Genomic DNA, 16914 nt, shown 5'->3' with positions numbered 1-16914 from the left:
AAGAACTGGAAAACACAGAGAATGGAAATGAAAGGAGGGATCTGCTGATTGTGCTGAAAGAGATAGGAGAACCGTCCCTAGAGACGCTATATACTTACTTCTCAGAGTCGAAAATGCCCGAAGTTTTTGATGTCCTGTTCACTATCTTTAAGATCGGCATTCCAGCTTCTAAGGTGCTAGCTTGGGCGTTAGAGTATCCAGAAGCAGTTGTTGGGGAAGAAATAATGCACCGGGTTTCGTTTGACGAGCCTAGTGACACATGGATGGAGAACATAGATTTTGTTCGCACGTTTGCTAGCGCCATAATTGATGAGCTAGTGATACGTAATCCCAATAGGCCAAACCGATTTGACGATATAACTACAGCTAATGCTCTTAGAACTACGATCAAACGAAGTTCACAACTGCGAGACACCATCATGCAAAGACTCTGCGCAATCGTATTTGACAAAGACGCAGAGGCCAGGAACAGGGCTGAACGAGTAGCAGTAAGGCTTGATAGAGATGATTTTCTTCAAAGAATACGGGCAAGCTACGATGAGCATCCTGACATCATAGACGCAATACTCTTCCGATTAGGCGAGGGTATAGCAACGCCATCACAGAGACATTCTCTTGTCGATTATACAGAGAGATTGCAGCGCCTTGAAGATAGAAGCCTTGTGCGTTGGGACCAAATGACTGGACAAATCAAATGGAGCATAATACTGCGAAATATCCTCACATCAGTATTCTTTGTTGCCTGTTTAGCTTTGGTAGGGATTGGGTTATGGCTCCTGGTCACGTCGGATGAGCTTGGTTATAGGGTCAGCGGCGGAATTCTTAGTGCTTCAACGACCTTAGTGGGGATGGTTACTCAATTCTGGAAAGCATCGGTTGATGACATAAGAGGCTCTCTAAATCAGCAAGCTGCACTTGAAGCAACGTTTATTGGCTTCATGACCAGGACCGGTCAGATAAGGCTGTTGTTTGAGCAGAGTTATGCGGATGGTGAATTAGAATCTGAGCGTATTGAGCTTCTTCAGAGAATGGTAGCGGATGCTCAGGCTCAGACTGCTGAGGAATTAGCACGCGCTAGAATTGAGTTTCCTCAAACGAACAGTGGTGGGTAGACAAGCACCGAAAGAAAAAGAAGACAACAGCCCGAGAAATTATACTCTTTAGGGTAATGATTTTGAAAGGGCCTTGAGTACCTTTACCATCTGGGAGAATTGCCAATGTCAGTTTCATACATTCCAGCTAAAGTAAAATATGCGCTTTGGGCTCAATCAGCAGGAAGATGCGAGTATGAAGGGTGCAACAAGATTTTGTGGCAGGACTTGGTAACTAAAGCCAAATATAGTACAGCTTATATAGCCCATATTATTGCTGACAAAGAAGGTGGGCCTCGTGGACATAAGGTACTATCTGAACGCTTGAAGTGTGATCTTTCAAATCTGATGCTTTTGTGTGATGCTCATCATCGCCTCGTAGACAAAGAAGATGAGAAGGGGTATCCAGTTGAACGACTTCAGGACATGAAGAAGCGGCATGAGAAACGTGTCAGAATCCTAACTGCATTGGAAGACGACAAACAAAGCCACGTTCTACACTATGGAGCAAATATCGGCAGACTAAATGCGCGTATTACTTGGCGCAAGTCGTTTGAGGCTATGGTTCCTCACAAGTTCCCTGCTGAAGAGACTGCCATAGAGCTTAGTCTAAGAAATAGCCCTTTCATTGATGAGGAATCAAGATATTGGGAGATCGAGCAACAAAGTTTACAGAGACAATTTACAGATAAAGTTAGGCCTCGGCTATCAACCGACATAAGCCATTTGTCTGTCTTTGCATTGGCCCCTCAACCGCTTCTTATTGAACTTGGTCGTCTACTGTCTGACGTATCGGCAATTGATGTATATCAACATCAAAAGGAACCAGAAGATAATTGGAAATGGCAAGATGGGGAAGATACCATTCCGTTTGAGATTTATTGTCTTAACGAAAAGCGTTCAAACGTGGCTCTAAACATATCCCTCTCTGCTAATATCGCTAATCACCGGATTTATTCTATCTTAGGAGAAGATACGTGTATATGGACTTTAGCCATCAAAGAACCTTACAACGACTTCTTGAAAAAGCGTGTCCAATTGCAGTTGTTCCGGGAAACATTTCGCAAGTTGCTGAACAGAATCAAGTTTATCCACGGACAAAATGCATTACTCAACATTTTTCCGGCAGTACCTGTGTCGATTGCAGTGGAAATTGGCAGAGTTTGGATGCCCAAAGCTGATATGCCGTTAAGGATCTATGATCAGAACTCGGCTAGTGGAGGCTTTATTAGGACTCTTGAGATTGTTTCACAATAACCATTATGAATAAGAAAGCAAGCGACGATCTGAGAAAAATCTTTCAAAACCTGACGGATTGGCTAGATATATCTGCAACACATTTCGAACGTGCGGAGACCAGGTATAAGGCCATTGGAGACTGGTTAAGCCGCCCTGCTTCTGTGGTAGCCATTTATGATCCTGAGATTTTTCCTCAAGGTTCTTTCAGCTTAGGAACTGTGATCAAGCCTGCTACAAACGAAGAAGAGTATGATATTGACTTGGTGTGCAAAATTAAAGCCACCAAGCTAAATATGAGCCAGAAACGCTTAAAACTACTCATTGGGCAAGAACTTATTAGCTATGCCAAAGCACAGAATATGACTTCCCCTCCTGAAGAACGTCGCCGTAGTTGGCGTATGGACTATGCCGATCAGCCAGTTCATTTTCATCTTGACGTACTTCCTGCGATTCCTGATGACGAAAACCTGCGAGATGACGTGATAGCAATCACGGATAATCAATTGTCCAATTATGGATCGATAACGACGGATTGGCCGCATAGTAATCCAGTGGGTTATGCTGCATGGTTTCGAGAGCGTATGAGGGTTAGATTGGAGATCATGCGACGCGAACTCGCAGAGGCACTAAAAGCAAACATTGAAGACGTTCCAGACTACAAAATAAAGACACCACTACAAAGAACGATACAGATTTTGAAGAGGCATCGTGACGTTACCTATAAAGGCGAACCAGAAGACAAGCCGATCTCAATCCTAATCACCACACTTGCGGCCTGCGCTTACCAGAATGAAAGCGACCTTGATGAATCCTTGCTAAGCATCGTTACAGGAATGCAAGATTATATTGAGGACAGAAACGGTGTGTTCTGGGTGTCCAACCCGGCAGACCCTCGTGAAAACTTTGCTGACAAATGGGAACAATACCCGGCACGTAAAGAAGCCTTTCTTGAATGGCTTGTTCAGATAGAGATAGACATTTTATCGTTATTTGCGGCAGATGACGTAGTGTCACTCAAAGCTGATCTTCAATCACAATTTGGTGAACATGCAACGAATGCTGCTATTAAGGGGCTCCAGAGTAACAATATCTTCGAGTTGGATGCATCCAGCAATTATGACTTGCTGAGGATTTCGGGAAATCCCAACCAATTTGCTGTTGCACACAGGCAAAGCCCCAAATGGCATATGAGATTGGACCAGAACGTTTATGTGTCAGCATTCGTTATAAGAGACGGTTTTAGAAAGAAACGTGTGCTAAGTGGAGAACCAATGAGTAAACACAGAGCGCTGGAATTTGCGGCAATTCACAACATAAAAAAGCCGTATGAAATCTACTGGCAGGTGGTTAATACAGGTCGTGAAGCACAAGAGGCTGATGCGCTTCGAGGTGGGTTTTATGACAGCACTATTGGCAAGAAGGGAAAACTGATTCGCAAAGAGTCTACCCTCTACGAAGGTAAGCATTGGATTACATGCTTTGTCGTTAAGCGGGGTGTTTGTATAGCACGTAGTCGAGAATTTGTTGTAAACATAGTAAAGTAGTGATGGTTTTGAGCGCCACAGAACTGTTAAGGCGGTTGCGTCCCGGCGCAAAAAAGCTCCCCACCATGTAAGCCAAGCATTCCTCTTCTGTGTGAATCGCGCCAGGGTTACACCTGAGTTCGACTTGCGTAAACTATTGCCATTTTCTGCGGGGGTTTTCTTTCTTACACCTTGTCTTCCGACATCGTGTTAAGAATCTCTTCTCTTGTAATTGGCCTGATCTGCTCCTGTCTTCTGCCACTTATTCTGCTTTGTCCCAAGTCAATGATAATAGGATAAATCGTCCACCTGTTCATTCTGATCTCTTTCGGCCAATCATAAAGTGGTCCACCTAATCGGAAAATCACGTAGTAAAGTTCCCGCACATTGCTTGTATCCGTCTCTAACCCGTTTGCGTAGCTATGGAATTGAGAGACACCTTTAATGAGGTATCCTCGGCTCTGGGCGTCATCGTACTGCTTGGCTTCGACAGCAATGGAGGGGGCAATTAAGTCATATTCGTGAACGCCTTGCATGAATCTGTAAAAAGTAGAGACTCCGTTGTCAAACAGATACAAAGCCAGGTCTCTAGTTAAAGCATCTTCAAGCTGCCCACTTGCGGTCCCTATCAATCCAGTTATCCGCTCACGATCATAAAACATGCAGCGGGCTTTGTATCGTTGAACTAGTTCGTAATGCGCCAAATGAGAACCGAAATCCGCACGAATCCGTTCATATACCCGCCGCAAATACATTTTGCAGGATTCAATGTCAGGTAACGGCTGTACAATTGGTTGCATAAAACGACCAAACACCTCGTTTGAAAAATCCTCCATGCTGTTGAATTCTCTCGGGATAGGATAAATCCTTTCTCTTATTTCCAGCAATTTAGCCAATGCAGCTGGAGCCCAAACCCGGAATTCAGCCAAAAACCTGTTGCGTTGATAACTGTGGGATTCTTCTAGGCCCATCAATTGCAGAAAGAGCCTTTCTGGTCTTTGTTCATCAGACAACTGGGTTAGTTTTTCCCGCAATACTCGAATTAGGATGGCAGCTTCGGTATGGTCTGACTCACCAGCGTTCTCCGTCCAAATCGTCACGCCATTAGATTGCACTCTTGTGACGATATGGTCGAAATATGCCAAGCTTTGAAAATAGGAATGTTGTGAATCGACTTGCATGGGATCAACTAATTCTGGAGGTGAAAAGGTGCTGTCATCAGTAGTAGGCCACCCATTCGCCAACTCTAGGCGAATACGTGTAGCAGATTCAACTTCGTTGGTGAGCGAATCTCTATACTCCTGTAACCAATCTGAAAACTCCCGTTGTAAGTGGGCCACATACGGCTGGAAAGGTTCGCTACCAACTAAAGAGTCTAAAAATTGATTTAATTCCCACCAAAAATCTGCTTGTGGGCATCCACACACCAGGTCGTACTGTCGGTCTAGTATCTCAATCCATTGTTGTTGATAATGTATCATTTTTTTCACTACTCTCGTTGTTCTGGTCGCTTCAGTTCAATGGCTATTAATTGTTAGGATATATTGCTTCGCCCTTTCAGCAATAACCCTTACCTAAAGCAAAAAGCCACCAATCACAAGCCTGATTGATGGCTTTTAGTCTTCGTGTGGCCCGTGTCAGGGTGGCACGCACGGCCCACGTCCCATACAACAACGTGCATCTGCACATTAACTTTGACCACATTTGGGGCTGTGGTCAAGCTGAGGGACGTGGATTCGAACCACGACTGACGGAGTCAGAGTCCGCTGTTCTACCGTTAAACTATCCCTCAAGGATGGCCGCTATTATGCCATCACCCTGTTGTTTTGGCAAATACGCTTGAATGCTCATCACAGAGCAGAACACAAAAGTCAGAAGACTTTTGTGTTCTCTTCGCCCGACTAGGCAGACGCGCTGTGGGCGAGGAGGGCGATGACTTCGTCCAGGCGGCGCAGGGTGCGCGGGCGTCCCAGGGCGAGGATGGATTCAAACAGGGGGGGAGAGACTTGTTGGCGGGTGATGGCCAGGCGGGCCGTGCCCAGGAAGGGGCCGGCCTTGCCGTTGCTGGTGGCGCGTTCGCCGATGCGGCGTAGCCCGGCGTCAATGGTGGGCAGGTCGAATGGCTCCGCCGCGGCCAGGAAATCGCGCGCCTCGCGGAATGCCTGCAATGAAGCGGCAGGCCCCATTTGCTTGTGCGTCAGGTCGCGCACGGTGAGGGTGAGCGGTTCCTTCTCGAAGAGGAAGCGGAGGAAGTCTACGGCTTCGGATAGTTTCTTCAGGCGCACGGACATTGCCGGCATTACCCCCAACAAATCCTCCGCTTCACCCTCATACCCGGCCTCTTGCAAGAACGGCAGCACAGCTTGCGCCAGCGCCCGCGGCGACATCTCCTGGATATACTGCCCATTGAGCCAGTCCAGCTTACTGTACGGCAACTTCGTCGGCGAAGGACTGAGGTCTTTCAAGTCAAAACGGGCCAGCGCCTCGTCCAGTGTGAACTTCTCCACATCGTTGCCGAACGACCAGCCGATGGTCGCCAAAAAGTTCACCAACGCGGCGGGCAAATACCCCGCTTCGCGGAACTCGTCCGCACGCACATAGATGCGCTCCCCGCTTTCCAGAAAGGCGTGGTCTCGCTTGCTCAATTTCCCCTTCCCACTGGGGCTGAGGATCACGGGCAGATGCACGTAGATGGGCATTTCCCAGCCGAAGGCGCGCCATAGCTGGATGTGGATGGGAGCCGTACTCAACCACTCAATGCCCCGCGTCACGTGCGTGATGCGCATAAAATGGTCGTCAATAACGTGCGCCAGGTGGTAGGTGGGCAGGCCGCTGGATTTGAGCAATACATAATCCGTAAACTGCTGATTTTCAAAGACCACGTCCCCGCGCAGCAGGTCGGGCATGATCGTTTGCCCGCTGAGGGGCATCTTCAAGCGAATGGCATATGGCTTGCCCGCCGCCGCCAGCGCGTCCGCCTCTTGCGGCGGCATATCCCGATACCGCCGGTCATAGCCGGAATGGTCTCCCTTCGCCTCCAGGTCGGCGCGAATTTGCTTTAGCTCCTCTTCCGTGGCGAAACATTTGTAGGCGTGCCCCTGCTCCACCAACCAGTGCGCCCAGTGCTGATAGAGCGGGGCGCGCTCCGTTTGCGTGTAGGGACCGTAGGGTCCGCCGATGTCCGGCCCTTCGTCCCAATCAATGCCGAACCAGCGCAGCCCTTCCATCAAATAGTCGGTTGCGCCCTCGACGGTGCGTTTGGTGTCGGTATCTTCAATGCGCAGGATGAACTGGCCTTGACAGCGGCGGGCATACATCCAGCCAAACAGCGCGGTCCAGACGCTGCCGATGTGCAAGTAACCTGTGGGACTGGGGGCAAAGCGGAGGCGAACAGGCGTCATGTTTCTGTGTGATGGGCGCAATGCGGAATGATGAAGGGTCGGTGACAGGCGCATTGCGCCAGGGTGAAATGCCTTAACCGAATTCTTGTTTGCGGTGGCGCATGCGGATGGACTGTACTACGCCCATGGCCATGTACCAGGTGAGCAGGGAGCTGCCGCCGTAGCTGACGAAGGGCAGCGTGAGGCCCGTGACGGGCAGGATGCGCAGGTTCATGCCGATGCTGACGACGGTTTGGAAGAAAAGGACGCCGGCAATTCCCACGCAGGCCAGCCGTCCGGCGGGATCGCGCGTCATGGAGGCCACTCTGAGAATACGCTGCAAGATGAAGCCCATCAGGCCCACCACGAGTAACGCGCCGAAGACGAAACCGAACTCTTCCACCAGCACGGCGAAGATGAAGTCGGTGTGCTGTACCCGTAGGAAACCAAGCTGGCTCTGCGTGCCCTGGAAGTACCCTTTGCCAAAGGGTCCGCCGGAGCCGATGGCGATGAGGGCCTGGTTGACGTTGAAGGCTTGTTCGGGGACGGCTTCCGGGTTGACGAAGGCCAGCAGGCGTTCCTGCTGGTAGGGGGCCAGACGGGGGACGACGAGGAGTGCGCCGACCAGTCCGGTGCTGCCCAAAATGGCGAAGTGGGAGAGGGGCAGGCCGGCCATCCAGATCATGACGAACCACATGATGAAGTAGAGGATGGACATGCCCAGGTCGGGTTCGATGAAGATGAGGCCAATGGGCAGGGCGATGTAGATGAGGGACAGGATGGTGTTGGAGAAGCGGTTCATCAGGCGCAGCCGCTGCCCCAGGAATTGGGCAAAGGTGAGGGCGATGAAGATGCGGCCAAATTCGGAGGGCTGCAATTGGAAGAAGCCGAAGTCAAACCAGCGGCGCGCTTCGTTGTTGATCTGGCCGATGAGGACGACGAGGAGGAGGGAGGCGACAAGGCCGAGGTAAATGTACCAGTGACCGGCGGTGAGGATGCGGTAGTCAATAGCGGAGATGATGAGCATGGCGGTGATGCCGGCAATTGCCCACAATATCTGACGGTTCGGTAACGGTTCCAGGTCGGGCGCGCCCGTGACCGCGCTCTTCTGGATCAAAATACCAAATGCCGTTAAAAGCACAATGGCGGCCGCCAACCACAGGTCGAAGTGCCGCCAGACGGAGGTCTTACTCATGTTGTCGTCTAGGCCTGGGGCGAGGTGGGCCGCCGCTTACCATCCAAAGGAATCTCCGCCACCAGACGGCTTTCCGTTGCCGTCTGTGTCAGATTCACTTCCACCTTATCCGGTTCAATTGCCAGATGCCGGGCAATCACCTGGATAATATCATCCTTGATCAGTTCGATCAAACCAGGGGAGATGTCGTTACGGTCGTGTTGCAGCACCATTTTCAGGCGATTCTTAGCCACGGCGCTGCTTTTTTCTTCTTTGCCCAAGAGACGGCTTATCCAGCTCATTCCTTACCTGCCTTCGGGTCCCCCGCCGCGAAAATGTCCGATCCCGCGGCTTTCCTGCCATGCCGCCGCCGTTTATCGCCCGCCCAACCAGTTTGCCAGCCGCTCGAAGAACCCATCTTTGCGATTCAGGTCAAGGAAGGGTACGTCATTGCCCATTAGCCGCTGCGCGATATTATGGAATGCCTGGCTGGCGTTGCTGCCGTTATGCCCGTTCATGCTGACGGGTGCGCCGCGATTGGTGGAAATGAGGATGGCTTCATCTTCGGGAACCACGCCGATCAGGTCAATGGCCAGAATATCCAAAATGTCGCCCACGGAGAGCATGTCTCCACGGGAGACCATGTCTGGTTTGAGACGATTGACGATCAGCTTGCCCGGCCCTTTTTCTTCCGCTTCCAACAGGCCAATGATGCGGTCGGCGTCGCGCACGGCGGAGATTTCCGGGTTGGTGACGATGAGGACCTCATCGGCGGGGGCCACGGCGTTACGAAATCCGCGTTCAATGCCGGCAGGCGAGTCAATCACGATAAAGTCCATTTCCGGGCGCAGTTGGTCACACACCACCACCATATCCGAGGGACTGACGGCCATCTTATCCCGCGTTTGCGCCGCCGGAATCAGGTACAGACCCGGCAATCGCTTGTCCTTGATCATCGCCTGGCGCAGGCGGCAGCGCCCTTCCACCACATCCACCAGATCGTAGACGATACGGTTTTCCAGCCCCATGACCACGTCCAGGTTGCGCAGCCCGATGTCCGCGTCAAGCGCCACAACCTGCTTCCCGGTCGCCGCCAGCGCCGCCGCCAGGTTTGCCGTCACGGTTGTTTTGCCTACGCCCCCTTTGCCAGAAGTGATTGTAATTACCCGTGCACTCATGAAGTTTCCTCAAGTTCTAAAGACTGGCGTAATAGCCAACCCTCTCGTGGGCTGAGCTTGTTGCCACCCATATTGCCTGCGGCAGGCTCAGGCAACGGGCTATTCAGATTGGTTCATTCTCCAAGAATGAACCAATCTTGGGGAGAACCAAGCGCTGCTATTCCGCGGCGCGTCGGTTCCACGGTTCGGCCACAATCTGACCGTCCCGAATCAAGGCACGCTCCGGAACGGCGCGACGTATGCCGTCGTCTGGGGAGATGGCGATCTGGTCGGCGATACGGAGCTGCATCGGGCTGAGTTCCAGAGCGCAAATCATGGCCCCGTGGTCGCCGAACGCGCCCGCGTGAACCAGGCCGCGCAGCCGTCCCCAAACCATCACATCGCCAGCGGCAATTATCTGCGCGCCTGGGTTCACGTCTCCCACGATGACGACGTGGCCGTTGTGCGTAATGGCGCGTCCGGAACGCAGCGTTTCCCTGAGTACCAAGGCGTAGTTGCCGGCATTATTCGCCACAACAGGTTCATCCTCTCCGGTCAACGCCTTTCCATCCAGGTCCGTCTGACTACCGGAGAGCCGCGTCGCCAGACCCAACTCGCGCGCCGCCTCTTTCGTCGCTTCGCTTTCCGTGAGAATGCCCCAGACCTCCATCTTTTCCGCGGCAAAAATGGCCTGCATTGCCGCCACTTGCGCCGTATCCAGAGATAAGGAACCGACGGAGAGGATGATCTGGCTGCCGCGCAAGAAGCTGCCTTTTTCCGCGACCGTTTGCGCCAATTCTTGCCGGACGTTGTCGTAATCGCCGCCGGCTATTGTCACCAACAGACCTTCGCGCACGCCCTTGATGCTTACTTGCGGACCTGAATTCATCACCTTGTACTGCCACAAACGAGACGCGACACACTGCACCAGCGCGTCGCACTGTGAATAGTTTTGTTGAGATAATACAACAACTATGGGTATGTTGCAAATGATGCGCTCTCTGCTTACACTTGTGTCATGCCGGACCGTTTGCTTCTCAGCCGCTATCGTTTGTCAACGTTTGCTGCCTGTCGGCGGCGCTTTCAACTGCGCTATTTGCAGCGGTTGGCGTGGCCTGCCGCGCCGCGGGCGCTGCCGTTGCAGATGGCTCTGGAGCGGGGGGAGGCGTTTCATCGCCTGGTGGAGCGTTATTATTTGGGTCTGCCTCCGTTTGCGGAGGATGCCGGCATTCCCGACGAAAAACTATCACTCTGGTGGCGCGCCTTTCGGCAATCGGGACCGGAAATGCCGGCAGGCAAACGCCTTACCGAATACACCCTCACCGTCCCCATCGGGCCGCACTTCCTCACCGGGCGCTTCGACCTCCTTGTTCTCACCGGAGACGGGGCGCACATTTTCGACTGGAAGACCGAGGCGCGCCCGCGCACAGCCGCCGTGCTACGCGACGATTTGCAGACCTTGCTCTACCTGGCGATGGTTACGGAAGGCGCCACCGCTCTGGGCGCGGACGGTCCCATCAACCCCGATCATGTGCGCATCACCTACTGGTACGCCACCGACCCCGCCGCTTCCGTGACGCTGGGCTACAGCCGGCGGCAGCACGCCGAGAATTGGGCGAATCTTTCCGCTCAGGTGACGGCGCTGGCGGCGCAGATCGAAGCGACGGAAGCGGTCTGGCCGCTCACGGACAATCTGCAAGAGTGCGCCATTTGTGCCTTCCGCGCCTACTGCGGGCGGCAGCAGGTGGTCCCATTGGCTGCCACCCGCGCCGCCGTCGAGGACCTGGAGCCGGAGGAAGACGCCGCGCCCCCTCATTTGGAGCCTGACGTCGGATGAAAGACGACAAAAGTCTTGGCCGGGCGTATCCCTGTCAAAGTTGGTTTGAGACATTTGTCGTCTATTTTCAGGACAGAGCGGCGTGATGGATCTGCAGGCGTTTCGCTTTCTCCAGACGCCCGTGGGCGAACGTTGGCTGGCGGAACTGGCGGGGGCGGACCTCTCGCCGCAAACGCACCTGGCGTGGGCCAGCCGTCTGCGCCAGGAGGTGGAGCCGGCGTGGGCGCAGGCGCTGTTGGAAACGGCACTGCTGCGGCGGCGGGCGGCGGCCAAGTTCAGCCGCGCCGACCACATGTTTTTCACGCGCGAGGCGTTGGAGCAGGCTTCGGCGGAGGTGGTGGCCCGCTACCGCGCCGGGCGTTACGCGGCGGCGGGATTGACGACGGTGCTGGATTTGTGCTGTGGCATTGGCGGGGATGCGCTGGCGTTGGCGGCGGGCGGGCACGTCATCGGGGTGGACGAGGACGAGGTGCGGCTGGCGATGGCCGCGCATAATGTGGCCGTCTATGAGGGGGAAGGGGTCTTTCGTGGCACGTGTGCGGATGTGCTGGCGTTGTCACCGTCGCTGCTGGCGGGACGGGGGCAGCCCAGGCCACGGGCGATCTTTTTTGATCCGGCGCGCCGCGATGAGCGTGGGGAGCGGGTGTATCATCTGGCGCAGTACCGCCCACCGGTGACGGCGGTTTTGACGCAGTGGCGGCGGGCTGTGCCGCACATGGGGGTGAAGGTGAGTCCGGGGCTGGATTATGGGGAAATGCCGGCACAAACCGAAGTCGAATTCATTTCCGTTGACGGTGAACTGCGCGAGGCTGTCCTCTGGTTGGGCGACTTGCGCCAGGGTGCTGATCGTCGCGCTACTTTGCTGCCTGCCGGCATTTCCCTCAGCAGCGCCCCCGACGAACCCCCCACCGCCCCCCTCTCCGCCCCACAAACATTCCTCTACGAACCAGACGCCGCCATCATCCGCGCTCATTTGGTGACAACCCTGGCGCGGCAGCTAGAGGCCAGCCAGATCGACCCCGACATTGCCTACCTCACCGCTCCTCACCACCAACCTACGCCCTTTGCGCGTGCCTTCCGCCTGGAAGCCGCATTCCCCTTCCAGTTAAAACGGCTGCGCCACTACTTGCGTCAGCATGACATAGGGCAGGTGACGATCAAGAAGCGCGGTTCGCCTTTGCAGACGGAGGCTCTGCGGCAGCAACTACGCCTGCGTGGCAGCCGCCACCGTTTTATTTTCCTGACACACGTTATCGGAGAGCCAACTGTGTTGGTGGGGGAGCCGGTCGCCTGGAAACAATCGACCGAAAACAGTCAGTTGCTTGTACAGGACGGCTAAAATAACCCTATAGTTTGACGGGTTTTCACCAGAGTGTAAACAGCGGATAGCGCATCAGGGAACTGTCGGCGTAAATCCTCAATATCTTGGGGGAAACGCAGCCTGAACTTATCGAAGGCCATTGGTTTCGACAGGCTCAACCAACAGTCCCCCCCTTTTTTGAGAAGATGCCTGTTGGCCTGTTTACGCCGTAGTGTGCTGGCGCGAAACGGGTGTCCGCAAACGCCGCCTACTGCCGTGCGTTCGTGTAATAACGCAGCAGGCTGCGTACTCTGCGAATGTCCAGTGGCTTAGGCATATAATCGTTGCAGCCCGCCTCAATGCACCGCTCCCGATCCCCGACCAGCACGTTGGCGGTAGTGGCGATGATGGGGATGTGCGAAATAGCCTCGTCTTCCCGAATCATGCGCGTCAAATCCAGGCCGCTGATGCCCGGAATGTTGATGTCCATGAGGATAACGTCGGGAATCTCTCGCGTCAGAAGCTCGCGCGCCGCATGGCCGTCGGCGGCGATGAGCAGTTCCATGTTTTCCGCTTCCACGATGCGGGATATAAGGAGCAAATTGGTGGGATTGTCTTCCACGCATAGAACACGTTTGGGAGCGGATGTCATCATATTTTTGCCTGGGATGAAAGATTTCGAATAATCGTAACGACTAACGCTTTCTGGAGATTGGACCAATTTGACTTAGGAGTTGCGAATAATCACTACTTTACCGCAAAATGGTTGATTGCTCAAGAAATGCTGAGTAAGAAACGCCAAACCTGAAGGTCTCCAGAACCTTTAAGATTTAGGATTCGCCTGGCGTGGCAACGTAAACCAGAACGTACTACCTTGATTGATCTGGCTCTCTACGCCAATCTGCCCACCGTGCAATTCTACCAGGCGGCGGCTGATGGGCACGCCCAGGCCGGTGCCGCCTGATTTCCGCGTCAGGCTGCCATCTACCTGGCGGAATTCTTCAAAGACGATGGGGATTTTGTCTTCCTCAATGCCAATACCGGTATCCACCACGCGGAATATCACCTGATCGCCCTGGTCATCCACCTGCACGCACACCCAACCTTCATCGGTGAATTTGATGGCGTTGCCCAGCAGGTTAAGCAAAATCTGGCGCACGCGCGTGGGGTCGGCCTGGACCGGGGACAGATGTGCCGGCATTTCCAGGCGTAGTTCCAGCTTACGTTGCGTCGCCAGTGGGGCCGACGTGTGGATGACTTCTTGCACCAGGTTTGAAATGTCCACCGGTTCGTAGCGCAGTTGCATCATACCCGCTTCAATCTTGGACATATCCAGAATCTCGCCAATGAGTTCGCGTAGATGTCGCCCGCTGTTGCGGATAATGCGCACATCTTCTTCCATACGCGGCGTCATAGGACCATCCAGCCCTTCCAGAATAACATCGGAGAAGCCAATGATCGAGTTCAGCGGCGTGCGCAGTTCGTGGCTCATGTTTGCCAGGAATTGGGATTTGAGATGTTCAACTTCACGCAGTTTCTGCGCCGTTTCCAACTGCTCCTGGTAGAGCAAGGCGTTTTGCAGGGCAACGGCTACTTGCGCCGCCAGGACGGCAAATACCTGCAGGTCTTCGGCGGTAAAGAAATCGCGCGCGTCCGCTTGCAGGTCGAGGATGCCTAAGAGGCGATTGCTGGCGATCATGGGGACGGCCAACTCGGCACGGGTGTCGGATAGGAGCGGGTGCGTGAGGAAGTCGGGCTGTGCCAGCACGTCATTGACCAAGACGCCCTGGCGCGTGCGGGCGGCGCGGGCAATGATGGAGTGTTCATGTTCAAGCGGGATGGACATCGCCTGTTTCATGAAGGCGGCGGCGTTTGGCCCAGACGCGGCTGCCAGTACCAATTCGTTTCTGTCTTCGTCGTAGAGAATCACATCGGTAGTGTACAGATTGAAGTTGGAGCGTGTCAGTTCTACGACAGTTTGCAGCAGGTTGTCAATATCCAGGATAGTGGAGGCGGCGGTGCTGAGGCGAGCCACGGTTTCCAGTTCGACGGCGCGGCGTTGGGTTGTTTCCAACAGCCGGGCTGTCTCCAACGCTTCAGCCACCTGGCGCGAGATGGCGTCCAGCAGTTCCTGCTCTTCGGCGTTGATGGGGGTGTCCGCGTCGGCGGTCACGCCCATCGTGCCAATGACTTCGCCGCGGACGGTGATGGGGCGTATAAAGCCGGGTACGTCGTCGTGGAAAGGGCTGTCGTTGCCGGCAGCGAACGGCGTCTGTGGGAGTGGTTGTACATTTTCCTTGTCGAAGAGGTACCCAGAGGGGGTGTCTCCATGGCCTGTCTGGTAGGAGTGCCACCCTTCGCGGCTCATGAGGCGTTGGAGGGTGCGGAGTTCGCGCACCTGCTCTTCCAGACTCTGACGCAGGCGGGTGCTTTCAATGGCGTTGGCAATCTGGCCGCAAAGACCTTCAAGAACAATCCCGTCTTCTTCGGTTAACTGTCCGGCGCGGCTGCTTTGTACGTCCAACACGCCCAGAACGGTATCGCCAAAGGAGATCGGAACGGCCAATTCGCCGCGTGTTTGCGGTAACAAATCATTTGGTCGCCATTGTGGGTCGTCGGTGACGTCCGGGCGTAGCACGGAGCGACCGGTGGCGGCGGCTGTGCCGACCAGGCCCGTGCCCAACGGCAGCGCATGGTGGCGGGCGAGCATTTCATCCCCAACCGGACCATAACCGACGCTGAGCAAGGCAAGACCTTGCACCGGATCGATGCGGAACAGTTGGGTGTGATAGAAATCGAATTGTTCCTGCACGAGATCGACCACGCGCCGATTTAGCGTGTCCAGGTCGGTGGCGTGGGCGATTTCCTGACTGATCCAGGTTGTTAATTGCACCTGATTGCTCTGGCGCTGCAACGATTCACGGATGCTTGCTTCCAGTTGCTCACGTTCGCCGATTTCCGCCTGCAGTTGCGCCATAAAACGCGCGTTAGACAGAGCAACGCCCACGGTCTTACCAATAGCCAGCAGCGTTTCGCGCTCTGCCGCCGTGGTGGTCCGCGCCGTGGCAAACGCCAGGTTAATGACCCCCAGCACCTGGTCTTGAAACAGGATAGGGATGGAAACCAGGTCCTGCGCGCCTTGCTGCGCCAGCGCATGCTTTAAGAAGTTTTCCAGGTGTGGCTCGTGCGCCAGATCATGACTGGTGACAATGGCGCGGCGCTGGACGGCAACGCTAAAGATTTCGTTTATCAAGGGTAATCTTTCCCCTGCCGGGGGAAAAGGCGTGTTCAGATTGTGCTGCGCCAGCAGTTGCAGCGTGCCATCCGTTTCATTGACCGCAAAGAGCACGCCAACGGTGGCGCGGGCATAGGACGCAATCGATTCCAACGCTTGCTGCACGACGACGTCCACGTGTTGGGCGCTGTAGAGGGCATCGGCGATGCGGTTGATGGCCGTGAGGGATTCTGTCTGGTAGCGCAGCGTCGCTTCCGTCTTCTTTTGCACGTCAATGTCGCGGGTTGTGGCGATGATTTCCACGAGTTTGCCCGTTTCCGGGTGGCGAATGCCACGCCCGCGCGACTCCATCCAGGCAAACGTGCCGTCGGGACGACGGAAGCGATAGGTGACGCGGTTGACTTCGTCGTTCAGGGTCATGGACAGGTGGGCGGCCTGCACCTGTTCTAGATCGTCGGGATGGAAAAAGTCGTAGATGGAGCGGCCAATGAGTTCGACGGGTTCGTAGCCTAAGACGTCTGGGCTGCTGGCGGAGATGTATTGGAAGACACCATCCGGCGTGTAGCGGGCGAAAACGTCGCCGACGTTGTCTATGATGAAGCGATAGTGGAGCGGGGGGAGGTCTATGGGTTCCGGCTGCACGTCAATGCGGAAGAGGAGATCGTCCGGGATGGGCAGGCGGGTGAAGGTGAGGCGGACGGGGAAGCTTTTTCCCTGGGCGCAGCGGGCACGCCAGCTAAATTGGGCGCTCTGGCCTGCCTGCGCTTCCCCAAACATGGTTTGCAGCAGGCTGGCGGCGGGGGGGGTGGCGGCAAAGTGGGCGAGGGGATGCCCAATGAGCATTTCCTGGTTCTGGCAGTTGAAGGTGGCGAGGGCGCGTTGATTGCCGGCAATAATCTTGTCCGGGCGGGCGATCAACGTGGGTTCGTGGCTGGATTCAAACAGGAGTCGAAACAGGTGGTCTTCGTCTTGCATGGG

The 16914-nt window shown here is 54.7% G+C and carries 13 protein-coding genes and 1 tRNA gene; 5 read left to right on the top strand and 9 right to left on the bottom strand.

The features are described from left to right. The 3 genes from H6650_22410 to H6650_22400 form a co-directional block, all read left to right on the top strand. The coding region (locus tag H6650_22410) for a hypothetical protein (GenBank protein MCB8954766.1) at positions 1–1112 on the top strand (1112 nt) is incomplete at its 5' end. Positions 1113–1217: 105 nt separating this feature from the next. Beyond that, positions 1218–2348: an HNH endonuclease gene (locus H6650_22405; GenBank protein ID MCB8954765.1), complete on the top strand. Its 1131-nt coding sequence runs from the start codon at positions 1218–1220 to the stop codon at positions 2346–2348. A 5-nt stretch (positions 2349–2353) separates the two neighbouring features. Then, on the top strand, positions 2354–3874 hold the full coding sequence (locus H6650_22400; protein MCB8954764.1) for a nucleotidyltransferase: 1521 nt from the start codon (positions 2354–2356) through the stop codon (positions 3872–3874). Positions 3875–4038: 164 nt separating this feature from the next. Here the strand turns inward: H6650_22400 and H6650_22395 are convergent, their stop codons facing one another. The 7 genes from H6650_22395 to minC form a co-directional block, all read right to left on the bottom strand. Beyond that, on the bottom strand, positions 4039–5343 hold the full coding sequence (locus tag H6650_22395; GenBank protein ID MCB8954763.1) for a hypothetical protein: 1305 nt from the start codon (positions 5341–5343) through the stop codon (positions 4039–4041). A 231-nt stretch (positions 5344–5574) separates the two neighbouring features. Continuing rightward, positions 5575–5645, bottom strand: a tRNA-Gln gene (locus H6650_22390). 109 nt (positions 5646–5754) lie between these two features. Beyond that, complete coding sequence (locus tag H6650_22385; GenBank protein MCB8954762.1) at positions 5755–7254, bottom strand: glutamate--tRNA ligase; 1500 nt, start codon at positions 7252–7254, stop codon at positions 5755–5757. Positions 7255–7327: 73 nt separating this feature from the next. Beyond that, entirely contained in the window at positions 7328–8428 is a 1101-nt protein-coding gene (locus tag H6650_22380) for a rod shape-determining protein RodA (protein ID MCB8954761.1), read from the bottom strand. A gap of 8 nt (positions 8429–8436) precedes the next feature. Beyond that, positions 8437–8709 carry a cell division topological specificity factor MinE gene (minE, locus tag H6650_22375; GenBank protein ID MCB8954760.1) on the bottom strand — a complete coding sequence of 91 codons (273 nt, stop codon included), beginning with the start codon at positions 8707–8709 and terminating at the stop codon, positions 8437–8439. Positions 8710–8781: 72 nt separating this feature from the next. Next, positions 8782–9585: a septum site-determining protein MinD gene (gene minD, locus H6650_22370; GenBank protein MCB8954759.1), complete on the bottom strand. Its 804-nt coding sequence runs from the start codon at positions 9583–9585 to the stop codon at positions 8782–8784. Between the two features lie 157 nt (positions 9586–9742). Further along, positions 9743–10456, bottom strand: a complete 714-nt coding sequence (gene minC / locus H6650_22365; protein ID MCB8954758.1) for a septum site-determining protein MinC — start codon at positions 10454–10456, stop codon at positions 9743–9745. A 126-nt stretch (positions 10457–10582) separates the two neighbouring features. Between minC and H6650_22360 the strand changes: the two genes are divergently transcribed. Beyond that, on the top strand, positions 10583–11401 hold the full coding sequence (locus H6650_22360; GenBank protein ID MCB8954757.1) for a PD-(D/E)XK nuclease family protein: 819 nt from the start codon (positions 10583–10585) through the stop codon (positions 11399–11401). Between the two features lie 82 nt (positions 11402–11483). Continuing rightward, positions 11484–12740, top strand: coding sequence for an SAM-dependent methyltransferase (locus H6650_22355; GenBank protein ID MCB8954756.1), 1257 nt, complete (start codon positions 11484–11486; stop codon positions 12738–12740). A 229-nt stretch (positions 12741–12969) separates the two neighbouring features. On the opposite strand, the gene H6650_22350 is transcribed toward H6650_22355, so the two are convergent. Together H6650_22350 and H6650_22345 are read right to left on the bottom strand one after the other, a co-directional pair. Beyond that, positions 12970–13356: a response regulator gene (locus H6650_22350; GenBank protein MCB8954755.1), complete on the bottom strand. Its 387-nt coding sequence runs from the start codon at positions 13354–13356 to the stop codon at positions 12970–12972. Positions 13357–13524: 168 nt separating this feature from the next. Then, the gene (locus H6650_22345; protein MCB8954754.1) at positions 13525–16911 is read right to left on the bottom strand and encodes a GAF domain-containing protein; all 3387 of its coding nucleotides are present in this window, start codon (positions 16909–16911) and stop codon (positions 13525–13527) included. Between the last annotated feature and the right edge of the window lie 3 nt (positions 16912–16914).

The organism is Ardenticatenales bacterium, assembly GCA_020634515.1.
Classification (GTDB): Bacteria; Chloroflexota; Anaerolineae; order Promineifilales; family Promineifilaceae; genus JAGVTM01.
The sequence above is the reverse complement of the archived record's forward strand: the minus strand, read 5'-3'. Positions and strand labels throughout refer to the sequence as shown.

Excerpts from the sequence above, each read along its gene's own strand:
- H6650_22405 (MCB8954765.1), top strand. The coding sequence starts at position 1,218 with ATGTCAGTTTCATACATTCCAGCTAAAGTAAAATATGCGCTTTGGGCT.
- H6650_22400 (MCB8954764.1), top strand. The coding sequence starts at position 2,354 with ATGAATAAGAAAGCAAGCGACGATCTGAGAAAAATCTTTCAAAACCTG.
- H6650_22385 (MCB8954762.1), bottom strand. The coding sequence starts at position 7,254 with ATGACGCCTGTTCGCCTCCGCTTTGCCCCCAGTCCCACAGGTTACTTG.
- H6650_22380 (MCB8954761.1), bottom strand. The coding sequence starts at position 8,428 with ATGAGTAAGACCTCCGTCTGGCGGCACTTCGACCTGTGGTTGGCGGCC.
- minE (MCB8954760.1), bottom strand. The coding sequence starts at position 8,709 with ATGAGCTGGATAAGCCGTCTCTTGGGCAAAGAAGAAAAAAGCAGCGCC.
- minD (MCB8954759.1), bottom strand. The coding sequence starts at position 9,585 with ATGAGTGCACGGGTAATTACAATCACTTCTGGCAAAGGGGGCGTAGGC.
- H6650_22360 (MCB8954757.1), top strand. The coding sequence starts at position 10,583 with ATGCCGGACCGTTTGCTTCTCAGCCGCTATCGTTTGTCAACGTTTGCT.
- H6650_22350 (MCB8954755.1), bottom strand. The coding sequence starts at position 13,356 with ATGATGACATCCGCTCCCAAACGTGTTCTATGCGTGGAAGACAATCCC.
- H6650_22345 (MCB8954754.1), bottom strand. The coding sequence starts at position 16,911 with ATGCAAGACGAAGACCACCTGTTTCGACTCCTGTTTGAATCCAGCCAC.